Annotated in this window: 9 protein-coding genes; 8 read left to right on the top strand and 1 reads right to left on the bottom strand. The window is 64.5% G+C overall.

The annotated features are described in order from the left end of the window. The first annotated feature begins 174 nt into the window (after positions 1–174). The 4 genes from mnmG (at position 175) to AC1D08_RS13585 (ending at position 4,481) form a co-directional block, all read left to right on the top strand. Positions 175–2,055 carry a tRNA uridine-5-carboxymethylaminomethyl(34) synthesis enzyme MnmG gene (mnmG, locus tag AC1D08_RS13570; RefSeq protein WP_457152311.1) on the top strand — a complete coding sequence of 627 codons (1,881 nt, stop codon included), beginning with the start codon at positions 175–177 and terminating at the stop codon, positions 2,053–2,055. Continuing rightward, positions 2,052–2,684: a 16S rRNA (guanine(527)-N(7))-methyltransferase RsmG gene (gene rsmG, locus AC1D08_RS13575; RefSeq protein ID WP_457152310.1), complete on the top strand. Its 633-nt coding sequence runs from the start codon at positions 2,052–2,054 to the stop codon at positions 2,682–2,684. Before mnmG ends, rsmG begins: the two co-directional genes overlap by 4 nt. Positions 2,685–2,726: 42 nt before the next feature. Then, a complete protein-coding gene (locus AC1D08_RS13580) occupies positions 2,727–3,527 on the top strand; it encodes a ParA family protein (protein ID WP_095084379.1) in 801 nt (266 codons plus the stop codon). Positions 3,528–3,593: 66 nt separating this feature from the next. Then, a complete protein-coding gene (locus AC1D08_RS13585; RefSeq protein WP_477224796.1) occupies positions 3,594–4,481 on the top strand; it encodes a ParB/RepB/Spo0J family partition protein in 888 nt (295 codons plus the stop codon). Between the two features lie 292 nt (positions 4,482–4,773). On the opposite strand, the gene holA is transcribed toward AC1D08_RS13585, so the two are convergent. Continuing rightward, a complete protein-coding gene (gene holA / locus AC1D08_RS13590) occupies positions 4,774–5,817 on the bottom strand; it encodes a DNA polymerase III subunit delta (RefSeq protein ID WP_477423373.1) in 1,044 nt (347 codons plus the stop codon). Positions 5,818–6,331: 514 nt separating this feature from the next. Between holA and AC1D08_RS13595 the strand changes: the two genes are divergently transcribed. The 4 genes from AC1D08_RS13595 to lpdA all read left to right on the top strand — a co-directional run bounded on the left by AC1D08_RS13595 (position 6,332) and on the right by lpdA (position 11,543). Further along, on the top strand, positions 6,332–7,564 hold the full coding sequence (locus AC1D08_RS13595) for a thiamine pyrophosphate-dependent enzyme (protein WP_477423375.1): 1,233 nt from the start codon (positions 6,332–6,334) through the stop codon (positions 7,562–7,564). A gap of 2 nt (positions 7,565–7,566) precedes the next feature. Next, positions 7,567–8,580 carry an alpha-ketoacid dehydrogenase subunit beta gene (locus AC1D08_RS13600; protein ID WP_457153072.1) on the top strand — a complete coding sequence of 338 codons (1,014 nt, stop codon included), beginning with the start codon at positions 7,567–7,569 and terminating at the stop codon, positions 8,578–8,580. A gap of 1 nt (position 8,581) precedes the next feature. Further along, positions 8,582–9,904, top strand: coding sequence for a dihydrolipoamide acetyltransferase family protein (locus AC1D08_RS13605; RefSeq protein ID WP_457153071.1), 1,323 nt, complete (start codon positions 8,582–8,584; stop codon positions 9,902–9,904). 247 nt (positions 9,905–10,151) lie between these two features. Further along, entirely contained in the window at positions 10,152–11,543 is a 1,392-nt protein-coding gene (gene lpdA, locus AC1D08_RS13610) for a dihydrolipoyl dehydrogenase (RefSeq protein ID WP_457153070.1), read from the top strand. Positions 11,544–11,625 lie beyond the last annotated feature (82 nt).

An 11,625-nucleotide genomic window follows, 5' to 3' on the forward strand; every position in this document is an offset into this window, starting at 1 on the left:
GGGCAGAGCCAAGCTGTGATTGCCCCTTCTGATCGGAGCGCGGATTCACGTGAAACATGGCGAAGACTCGCCACAGGGTTGTTTCACGTGAAACGAGCCGCGGAGTTTCCTTGACAGCATCGCCTTGCGGGGACATGTGTCGCTCAATCTTTTTCTATTCTAGGACGTTTGGAAATGACCGATCACTATGATGTGGTTGTGGTGGGCGGCGGCCATGCGGGTTGCGAGGCGGCGAGCGCAGCGGCGCGCGCCGGCGCCAGCACCGCGCTGGTGACACTGCGCTTCGACACGATCGGCGTGATGTCGTGCAACCCAGCCATCGGTGGGCTTGGCAAGGGCCATCTGGTTCGCGAGATCGATGCCATGGACGGGTTGATGGGTCGGGTGGCTGATGCCGCCGGCATTCAGTTCCGTCTGCTCAACCGTCGCAAGGGGCCAGCGGTGCGCGGGCCACGCACTCAAGCGGATCGCAAACTCTATCGCCTTGCCATGCAAGAAGCGATTCGGCTCCAGAACGATCTCGACGTGATCGAGGGTGAGGTTCTCGACTTCGAGATCGTCGATGGGCGGATTGCGGCTGTTCTGCTGGCCAACGGCCTGCGGCTCGCCTGTGGCGCCGTCGTTTTGACGACCGGGACCTTCCTGCGTGGCCTCATCCACATCGGCGACAAGAAGATCGTCGCCGGCCGCATGAACGAGCAGGCGAGCATCGGCCTGTCGGCGACCATGAGCCGCGTCGGCTTCCAGCTCGGCCGGCTGAAGACCGGCACGCCTCCACGGCTGAACGGGAAGACCATCGATTGGGCGTCGCTGGATCGCCAGGCGGCGGATGAGGATCCGGTGCCGTTCTCGCTGATGACCGATCGCATCGAAACACCGCAGATCGAGTGCGGCATCACCCGCACGACTGCGGCGACGCATGATTTGATCCGCGCCAATCTTGGCCGCTCGGCAATGTATTCCGGGTCGATCGAAGGTGTCGGGCCGCGCTACTGCCCGTCGATCGAGGACAAGATCGTCAAGTTCGGCGACCGGGACGGGCACCAGATTTTTCTCGAGCCGGAAGGGCTCGACGACGACACTGTCTATCCCAATGGTATCTCGACGTCGTTGCCGCAGGATGTGCAACTGGACATCCTGAAAACCATCCCAGGGCTGGAGCGAGCCGTCATGCTGCAGCCTGGCTATGCCATCGAGTATGATCATGTCGATCCGCGCGAGCTGACTACGGGCCTAGAGGCCAGGCGCGTCAGTGGTCTCTTTCTCGCCGGGCAGATCAACGGCACCACCGGATATGAGGAAGCAGCGGGGCAAGGCCTGCTCGCCGGCCTCAATGCGGCGCGTTGTGCTGCCGGCAGCGAGCAGATCGTGCTCAGCCGGACCGAGGCCTATATCGGCGTGATGGTCGACGATCTGACCAGCCGCGGCATCAGCGAGCCGTACCGGATGTTCACCTCGCGGGCCGAGTTCCGGCTGTCGCTGCGCGCCGACAATGCCGATGAGCGGCTGACGCCCCTCGCTGCGAAGCTGGGGATCGCCTCGGCGCAGCGGATGCAGCGCTACGGCGATATGATGCAGCAGCTCGACGAAGCGCGTCAGCTGGCGTTGTCGCTGACCATGACCCCGAACGAGGCGGCGCGGCATGGGCTCGAGATCAACCGGGATGGCGTGCGCCGCTCCGGCTATGAACTGCTTGCCTATCCCGGTGTCGACATCGGTTGGCTGGCCGGCGTCGAGCCGAAGTTCGCGACGGTTGATGCCAAAACGGCCGAGCGCCTCGAAACGGAAGCGAAATATTCGGTCTATCTGGACCGGCAGAAGACGGATGTGGCGCAGATCAGGCATGAAGAGAGCCGGCTGATCCCGGAGACGGTCGATTTCGCCGGAGTGCCCGGGCTGTCCAACGAGCTGAAGCAGAAGATGCAGGCGCGGCGGCCGCGCTCCATCGCCGATGCCCAGCGCATGGAAGGCATGACGCCGGCCGCGCTGGCGATCATCGTCGCGCATGTGCGCCATGAGGAGAATGCGCAGAGGCCTGAGAGGGACGTTGCGTGAACTCTTTCTCCTGGAAGAGCCTGCAGGACGCGGCCGGTCCGGTTTCACGTGAAACATTCGACCGCCTGGTGACGTTCGAACAGATGTTTCAGAAATGGAACCGCAGCATCAACCTGGTTGCGCAGTCGACGACAGGCGATGTCTGGCAGCGTCACATCCTGGACAGCGCGCAGCTCAGGCGTATCGAGCCGACCGCGAATCGCTGGGTCGATATTGGTTCGGGTGGCGGATTCCCGGGTCTTGTCATGGCCTTCCTGCTTGCCGAGCGCGATGGGGCGAGCATCGATCTGGTTGAAAGCAATCGCAAAAAGGCGTCGTTCCTGCAGACAGTCATCGGCCAGTTCGGTCTGCCGGCGCGGGTGGTGGCGCGCCGCATTGAAGACAGTCATGCGCTGGTCCCGGCGCCGCAGATCGTCACGGCGCGTGCCTTGGCCTCACTTTCCACCTTGCTGGACCTGTCGGCGCCTTGGCTGACCTCAGGCGCGCGTGGCCTGTTCCACAAAGGCCGGGATTACCGCGCCGAAGTGCAAGAAAGCGTTCACCGATGGGCCTTCGATCTGGTAGAACATCCAAGCGTTACCGACCCACATGGCGTCATCCTCGAACTGTCGAATCTTCGACCTGTCTGATTTGCTCCAGGCGACCCAAAAATGAATTTCTGGCATAGATCCATGATGAAGAATGGCCCCCGAATCATCACCGTAGCCAACCAGAAGGGCGGCGTCGGCAAGACGACCACCGCCATTAATCTGGCTACTGCGCTCGCGGCGATCGGTGAAAAGGTGCTGATCGTCGACCTCGATCCGCAAGGCAATGCCAGCACCGGCCTCGGCATCGACCGCAAGGATCGGACGGTCTCGTCCTATGACGTGCTGACAGGCGAACTGGATCTGGAAGCCGCGGCGATCCCGACGGCGGTGCCCGGCCTGTCGATCGTGCCGTCGACCCTCGACCTGCTCGGCATCGAGATGGAAATCGCCTCGGCGCCAGACCGGGTGCTACGGCTGCGCAACGCCTTGCGTGCCTCGGCCGACCGTTCGGCCGGTTTCGGCTATGTGCTGATCGACTGCCCGCCTTCGCTCAATCTTTTGACGCTGAACTCGATGGCCGCGGCCGATTCTGTGCTGGTGCCGCTGCAGTGCGAATTCTTCGCGCTCGAAGGCTTGAGCCAGTTGCTGGAAACCGTCGAGCAGGTGCGTCGTTCGATCAATCCGGATCTCACCATCCAGGGCATTGTGCTGACCATGTACGATGGCCGCAACAATCTCGCCAACCAGGTGGTGCAGGATGTGCGGGCGCATATGGGCGACAAGGTCTACGAGACCATCATTCCGCGCAATGTGCGGGTGTCCGAGGCGCCGTCCTACGGCAAGCCGGCGATCCTGTACGATCTGAAATGCTCAGGCAGCCAGGCCTATCTGCAGCTTGCGTCGGAAGTGATCCGCCGTGAGCGCAAATTGCGCGCCGCTTGATTAGCCAAATGCTTAATTAAGAGCCGATTCGATACCGAAACGATCTGGAATGTAACTGGAAGTGTTATGAGCGAAGACCTTTCGAGAAAAAGACTGGGGCGGGGACTGGCAGCGTTGATCGGCGAGATCGATCGTCCTGCGGCACCCGAAAAGCCTGGGATGAGCGCCGACGGCAAGGTGCCGATCGAGTTCCTGACCCCAAATCCGAAGAATCCGCGACGGCATTTCGGCGAGGCCGAACTCACCGACCTCGCCCACTCGATCCGCGAGCATGGCGTCGTACAGCCGGTGGTGGCGCGGCCGTCGCCGACACAGGCCGGCCGCTACGAGATTATTGCCGGCGAGCGGCGCTGGCGTGCGGCGCAACGCGCCGGGCTGAACGAGATCCCGGTCATCATCCGCGAGGTCAACGACCGCACCGCGCTGGAACTGGCGATCATCGAGAACGTCCAGCGCACCGACCTCAACGCGGTCGAGGAAGCGCTTGGGTACCAGCAGCTGATCGACGATCATGGCTACACCCAGGCCGATCTCGGCCAGGTGATCGGCAAGAGCCGCAGCCATGTCGCCAACACGCTCAGGCTCTTGAAACTGCCGGATGTGATCCGCGACATGCTGGTCGACGGCGCGCTGTCGGCGGGCCACGCCCGCACGCTGGTGACGGCGGAGGATCCGGCCGGGCTTGCCAAGCGCATCGTCGAAGAAGGGCTTTCGGTGCGCCAGGCCGAGGCGCTGGCGCAGATGCCGGCCGGCAGCAAGGCAAAGGAAGCCAAGCCGGCGGCAAGTCCTGAACAGAAGGACGCCGACACGCTGGCGCTGGAAAAGCTGTTGACCGATACGACCGGGATGATTGTGTCGATCGACCACAAGAGCAAAGGCGGCACGCTTCGTGTCGCGTATCGGTCGCTGGAGCAGCTCGACGAGCTGTGCCGCAGGCTGAAGCAGGAGCGGTAGTTAGCCGGCGAATATCCTGGTGGCGGCTGATTCCCGAGAGCCTACTTAACTCGAATCCGCTTGTCATTCCAAGTGCTTGGCACGCCAGCACCGCCCCTCACCTGCCTGCCGGCATCCTCTCCCCGTAAACGGGGGGAGGGACGCTGTCATCAGCGGTTTCGACAATCGCCAACGTCGCAGGAAAGCGCCAGCGTTGCAGCCAGCCCCTTTCTCCCCGTTCTACGAGAAAAAATGCCCGGCAGGGCAATGAGGGGTGGCGCTGACCTCGACGGCTGAGCCGTCAGTCCCAAAACTACCGCTGCGCCAGCCGGCTGCTTTCCACCGCAATGCCAAGCAGTGCCTGCCGCGCCAGAGCGACGGAGAGATCCGGGCGCCGCCGCGTCTGCAGCACAGCGGTCTGCAGCCGGGTCAGCGCGCGACCGAGGGCTTCGCTGCTCCAGCGCTCCAGCGCCTTCTCCACCAGCTTGCGCCGCGAGAAAAAAACCGGCGGGCGGGCGGCGGCAACGACCGAGGCGGCGTTGCGGCCGGCAGACTCCATCTGGCCGCGCATGGCCTGGATCGCCTGCAACTGCCGCATCGCCGATGACAGCACCAGGAATGGCTGGCCGCCGGATTGGCAATGGCGGGTGAAGGCGGTGTCGAAGTCGCCGACCTTACCTTCGAGCAGTGCGTCGACGGCGTCATCGAAAGAGGCGCCTGAGACGTCGCCCGACATCGCCCTGACCTCTTCCAGCCCGATCTCCTTCTGGCCATGGGCGTAGAGAATCAGCTTTTCGATCTCGCCGCGCGAGGCCAGCCGGTCGCCGCCGAGATTTCGGCGCAGCGCCTGTCTTGCCTCCAGCGTCATCGACATGCCGGCCTTGCGCAATTCGTCGTCGATGACGGCATCGATGTCGCGGGCCTCGTCGGCATAGCAGGGCAGCGCCATGGCATTGTCCGCCGCCTCGACCAAAGCACGCAGCCCGACGCCCTTCTTGAGATCGCCGGCCTCGATCAAGATGATGGCGTCGCGTGGCGGCTCGGCAGTCAAAGCCTTGACGTCGTCGGCCAGCGCCTTCTGGCCGCTGGCGTTGCGCACCCACAAGAGGCGCCGGTCGGAAAACATCGGCACGGTGCGCGCCTCGTCGAGCAGCCGGCCCTCGTCGCGGTCAACCTCGGAGCCGTCGAGCCTGACCACGGAGAACGGATCGTCGAGCGGCAGGCCGGTCTTCTCGGCAAAGGCCTTGGCGCGCTCGGCGACGAGCCCGCGATCGGGGCCGTAAAGCAGGACGATCGAGATGCGCTGGTCCGGACGGGCCAGCCAGGAATCGACCTCGAAAGCTTTCTTCTGTGCCATGGGGGGTGGTTAGCATGATGCCGGGGCGGAGTGAACGGTGGAGAGCGCGATCTCCTCCCTTGTGGGGAGATGTCCGATAGGACAGAGGGGGGCGCTGTCCCGCCGACCTCTCTGTCGGCTGCGATTTGCCCCAAGGCCTGTTTTCGCCTGTTTCTAACACACCAAAGTGGTGATCCTTCACGCCCCGCTCTGACCTGCCGGGCATCTCCCCCACGAGGGGGGAGATTGGCGGCTCCTGCCGCAGCACCAGTCGCTTGATCCGCCCAATCACCTTATCTTCCGGCAAACCTCCGGCAACCTTGCCCCAAATTGCGCGCCGCCGCCCAATATCGACAAGAAATTTCGCGGAGATATCTTCATGTTGTGCCGGGGAGGCTGGATCTTGGATCGAGGCCCGAAAGGCCTGCCCCGTCGAATTCGCACTGGTCTGGTGGCGCAGATATGCAAATATCCTTGGCCGGGGAAGTTTGGGCCAGGGAAATTTGGGGCCAGGCAACGTTGGAGGACAAAGGTCATGGCCGATGCTGGGATGTTGCGTTTTCACGTTCCGGAACCGGAAGTGCGGCCGGGCGGAACCCCCGACTTTTCCAACGTGCCCATCCCCAAGGCCGGCACAGTGCCGCGCCCCGACATCGATGTCGATCCGCGCACCATCCGCGATTACGCCTTCTCGATCATCCGGGTGCTGAACCGCAATGGCGAAGCAGTCGGCCCCTGGGCCGGCCTGCTTTCCAGCGACGAGCTTCTGGCCGGCCTACGCGACATGATGACGCTGCGAACCTTCGACGCGCGCATGCAGATGGCGCAACGCCAGGGCAAGACGTCGTTCTACATGCAGCATCTGGGCGAGGAGGCGGTGGCCTGCGCCTTCCGCAAGGCACTTGCCCCCGGCGACATGAATTTTCCGACCTATCGGCAGGCAGGGCTGCTCATCGCCGACGGCTATCCGATGGTCACGATGATGAACCAGATCTACTCCAACGAGGCCGACCCGCTGAAGGGCCGCCAATTGCCGATCATGTATTCGTCGAAGGAGCACGGTTTCTTCTCGATCTCCGGAAATCTGGCGACCCAGTATATCCAGGCGGTCGGCTGGGCGATGGCCTCGGCGATCTCGAACGATTCGAAGATCGCCGCCGCCTGGATCGGCGACGGCTCGACGGCAGAATCCGACTTCCATTCGGCGCTGGTGTTCGCCTCCACCTACAAGGCGCCCGTGGTGCTCAATGTTGTCAACAACCAATGGGCGATCTCGACCTTCCAGGGCATTGCGCGTGGCGGCTCAGGCACCTTCGCTGCCCGCGGCCTCGGCTTCGGCATTCCGTCGCTGCGCGTCGACGGCAATGATTATCTCGCCGTCCATGCGGTGGCCAAATGGGCGGCCGAGCGGGCGCGCAGCAATCTCGGGCCGACGCTGGTCGAATATGTCACCTACCGCGCCGGCGCGCATTCCAGCTCGGACGATCCCTCGGCCTACCGGCCAAAGACCGAATCCGACGCCTGGCCGCTTGGCGACCCCATCGTGCGGCTGAAGAACCACCTCATCCAGCTCGGCGTCTGGTCGGACGAGCGGCATGCGCAGGCCGAGGCGGAAATCCTCGACACGGTGATCGCGGCGCAGAAAGAAGCCGAGAGCCACGGCACGCTGCATGCCGGCGGCAAGCCGTCGACGCGCGACATGTTCGAGGGGCTCTATGCCGAGATGCCGCCGCATCTGCGGCGCCAGCGCCAGCAGGCGGGGGTCTGACCATGCCAAGACGGACCATGATCGAGGCGATCCGCGACGCCATGGATGTGTCGATGGGGCGCGACGACAAAGTCGTCGTGTTCGGCGAGGATGTCGGCTTCTTCGGCGGTGTCTTCCGCTGCACGCAAGGCCTGCAGGCCAAGTACGGCAACAGCCGCTGCTTCGATGCGCCGATCAACGAATCCGGCATTGTCGGCTCGGCCATCGGCATGGCCGCCTACGGGCTGAAGCCATGCGTGGAAATTCAGTTTGCCGACTACATGTATCCGGCCTACGACCAGTTGACCCAGGAAGCGGCGCGGCTACGCTACCGCTCGAACGGCGATTTCACCTGCCCGATCGTGGTGCGCATGCCAACCGGCGGCGGCATCTTTGGCGGCCAGACGCACAGCCAGAGCCCCGAAGCGCTGTTCACCCATGTGTCGGGGCTGAAGACCGTGGTGCCGTCCAACCCGCATGATGCCAAGGGCTTGCTCATCGCGGCAATCGAGGATCCCGATCCGGTGATCTTCCTCGAGCCGAAGCGGCTCTACAACGGGCCGTTCGACGGCCACCACGACCGGCCGGTGACGCCGTGGTCGAAGCATGCGCTCGGCGAGGTCGCCGACGGCCACTACACGGTGCCGCTCGGCAAGGCGGCGATCCGCCGGCCGGGCTCGGCGGTCACGGTGCTGGCCTACGGCACCATGGTCTATGTCGCGCAGGCCGCCGTCGAGGAAACCGGCATCGATGCCGAGATCATCGATCTTCGGACCCTCTTGCCGCTCGACCTCGACGCCATCGTCGCTTCGGTCAAGAAGACCGGGCGCTGCGTCATCGTGCATGAGGCGACGCTGACCTCCGGTTTCGGTGCCGAGCTGTCGGCGCTGGTGCAGGAAAACTGCTTCTACCATCTGGAGGCGCCGGTGGCGCGGGTCGCCGGCTGGGACACGCCCTACCCGCATGCCCAGGAGTGGGACTATTTCCCCGGTCCGGCGCGCGTCGGCCGGGCGCTGCTGGAAACCATGGGAGCTTAGGATGGGCGAACACATCATCAAGTTGCCCGATGTCGGCGAAGGCGTCGCCGAGGCAGAGCTCGTCGAATGGCACGTCAAGATCGGCGATATCGTGCGCGAGGACACCGTGCTTGCCGCGGTGATGACCGACAAGGCGACGGTCGAGATTCCGTCGCCGGTCGATGGCGAAATCCTTTGGCTGGGCGCCGAGATCGGCGACACGGTGGCGATCGGCTCGCCGATCGTGCGGTTGAAGGTGGCAGGCGAGGGCAATGTGAAGCCGCAGGGCGGTGAGGTTGAAGTGGTGGCCGCTGAGCCGCCGGCGAAGCTGCCGACCCCGAAGCCCGAGACCGCCGCGCCAGCCGCGAAGGCGCCGCCAAAGGCGAGCGGGACAGACGTGAAACCTGCGCCCGCCGTCTCGAAAAGCCCGCGGCAGCCTTCCGTCTCCGGCGCACCGCGTCAGGAGGGCGAAAAGCCGCTGGCGTCGCCCGCGGTCCGCCTGCGGGCAAAGGAGGCGGGGATCGATCTGCGGCAGGTTTCGGGAAGCGGCCCGGCCGGCCGCATCGGTCATGAGGACATCGAAGCTTTTTTGGCGCGCGGACCCCAAGTTGTGAAAACATCAGGCCTCGCCCGCAACGATACCGTCGAGGACATCAAGGTGGTGGGGCTGCGGCGCAAGATCGCCGAGAAGATGACGCTGTCCAAATCGCGCATCCCGCACATCACCTATGTCGAGGAGATCGACGTCACCGCGCTGGAAGAATTGCGCGCAGCGCTGAACAAGGAAAAGCGCGTGGCCAAGGGGGAGCGACCGAAGCTGACGTTGCTGCCGTTCCTGATGCGGGCGATGGTCAAGGCGATAGCAGACCAGCCCAATCTCAATTCGCTGTTCGACGACGAGGCCGGCATCATCCACCAGCATGGTGGCATCCATATCGGCATCGCCGCGCAGACGCCGTCGGGGCTGGTCGTTCCGGTGGTCAAGCATGCCGAGGCGCGCGACATCTGGGAGTGCGGCGCCGAGGTGATCAGGCTTGCCGAGGCGGCCAAGTCCGGCACCGCGACACGCGACGAGCTGTCCGGCTCGACCATCACCATCACCTCGCTCGGTGCCATGGGCGGCGTGGCGACGACGCCTGTCATCAACCATCCGGAAGTGGCGATCATCGGCGTCAACAAGATGATGGTGCGGCCGGTCTGGGACGGCACCCAGTTCATGCCGCGCAAGATGATGAACCTGTCCTCCAGCTTCGACCACCGCGTCATTGACGGCTGGGACGCCGCCGTCTTCATCCAGCGCATCAAGTCGTTGCTGGAAACGCCGGCGCTGATTTTTGTGGATTGAAGGAACGATCGAGATGCCGGCGGGACAGCGCCCCCCTCTGCCTTGCCAGGCATCTCCCCCACGAGGGGGGAGATCGGACGTCACACCGGCTTTCGCCAATTTTCGCCGCTTGAGGAGTGAGCGGAGCGCCGATGCAGCCAATCTCCTCCCCTCGTGGGGGAGATGTCCGGCAGGACAGAGGGGGGCGCGAAGGATCTCGACGGAGTGTTCTTTCCGATCCAGCGCGACAACGAGTTAGGATGCCACGATGAAAGAAATCTCCTGCAAGCTGCTCGTCATCGGCGCCGGTCCTGGTGGCTATGTCTGCGCCATCCGTGCCGGCCAGCTCGGCGTCGATACGGTGATCGTCGAGGCCGGCAAGCCGGGCGGCACTTGCCTCAATGTCGGCTGCATCCCCTCCAAGGCACTTATCCATGCGGCGGAGGAGTTCGAGAAGGTGTCGCACATGGCGGGCGGCAACAGCCCGCTCGGCATCTCGGTCACCGCTCCCGTGCTCGATCTTGCCAGGACCGTCGCCTGGAAGGACGGCATCGTCAGCCGGCTCAACAGTGGTGTCGCCGGTCTGCTCAAGAAGGCTGGGGTGAAGACCGTGCAGGGCTGGGCGACGTTCCGCGACGGCAAGACCGTCGCCGTCGAGACCGAGACCGGAGTGCAGGTGATCCGCGCCGAGACGATCGTCATCGCCACTGGTTCGGCGCCGGTCGAGCTGCCGTTCCTGCCGTTCGGCGACACGGTGATTTCGTCCACCGAGGCGCTGGCCCTAAGCGAAGTCCCGAAGAAGCTCGCCGTCGTCGGTGGTGGCTATATCGGGCTCGAACTCGGCATCGCCTTCGCCAAGATGGGCGCTGAGGTGACCGTGGTCGAGGCCTTGCCGCGCGTGCTGGCGCAGTACGATGCCGAGTTGACGCGGCCGGTGGTCAAGCGGCTCGCCGCGCTCGGCATCGAGGTGATGACAGGCGCGAAGGCCAAGGGGAACAAGGGCGGCGCGCTGCTGGTCGAGACATCGGACGGCAAGAGCGCCAAGATTGCCGCCGACAAAATCCTGGTCACCGTCGGCCGAAAGCCCGTGACCGAAGGTTGGGGGCTCGACCAGATCGACCTCGACATGGCGGGAAAGTTCATCCGCATCGACGACCAGTGCCGCACCTCGATGCGTGGCATCTTCGCCATCGGCGACGTCACCGGCGAGCCGATGCTGGCACACCGGGCGATGGCGCAAGGCGAGATGGTCGCCGAGATCCTTGCCGGCCACAAGCGCAGCTGGGACAAGCGCTCAATTCCCGCCGTCTGCTTCACCGATCCCGAGCTGGTGACGGCCGGCCTGTCGCCGGAGGAGGCCAAGGCGGCGGGCGGCGAGATCAAGATCGGCATGTTCCCGTTTGCCGCCAACGGCCGGGCGATGACGAAACTCGGCGAAGACGGTTTCGTCCGTGTCGTTGCCCGCGCCGACAATCATCTGGTGCTCGGCATCCAGGCAGTCGGCCAGGGCGCGTCGGAACTGGCGGCAGCCTTTGGGCTGGCGCTTGAAATGGGCGCAAGGCTGGAGGATATCGCCGGCACCATCCATGCCCATCCGACGCAAGGCGAAGGGTTCCAGGAAGCGGCGCTCAAGGCGCTGGGGCACGCGCTGCATATTTGAATGGTGGCTTTCCCTTCTCCCCTTGTGGGAGAAGGTGTCGCCGAAGGCGACGGATGAGGGGGTGCTCCGGCGTGGCACCGAC

Source organism: Mesorhizobium sp. P2_E6, assembly GCF_056403835.1.

Bases quoted from the DNA above. Each gene is read 5' to 3' on its own strand.
- mnmG (WP_457152311.1), top strand. From the start codon at position 175: ATGACCGATCACTATGATGTGGTTGTGGTGGGCGGCGGCCATGCGGGT.
- AC1D08_RS13580 (WP_095084379.1), top strand. From the start codon at position 2,727: ATGATGAAGAATGGCCCCCGAATCATCACCGTAGCCAACCAGAAGGGC.
- AC1D08_RS13585 (WP_477224796.1), top strand. From the start codon at position 3,594: ATGAGCGAAGACCTTTCGAGAAAAAGACTGGGGCGGGGACTGGCAGCG.
- holA (WP_477423373.1), bottom strand. From the start codon at position 5,817: ATGGCACAGAAGAAAGCTTTCGAGGTCGATTCCTGGCTGGCCCGTCCG.
- AC1D08_RS13595 (WP_477423375.1), top strand. From the start codon at position 6,332: ATGGCCGATGCTGGGATGTTGCGTTTTCACGTTCCGGAACCGGAAGTG.
- AC1D08_RS13600 (WP_457153072.1), top strand. From the start codon at position 7,567: ATGCCAAGACGGACCATGATCGAGGCGATCCGCGACGCCATGGATGTG.
- AC1D08_RS13605 (WP_457153071.1), top strand. From the start codon at position 8,582: ATGGGCGAACACATCATCAAGTTGCCCGATGTCGGCGAAGGCGTCGCC.
- lpdA (WP_457153070.1), top strand. From the start codon at position 10,152: ATGAAAGAAATCTCCTGCAAGCTGCTCGTCATCGGCGCCGGTCCTGGT.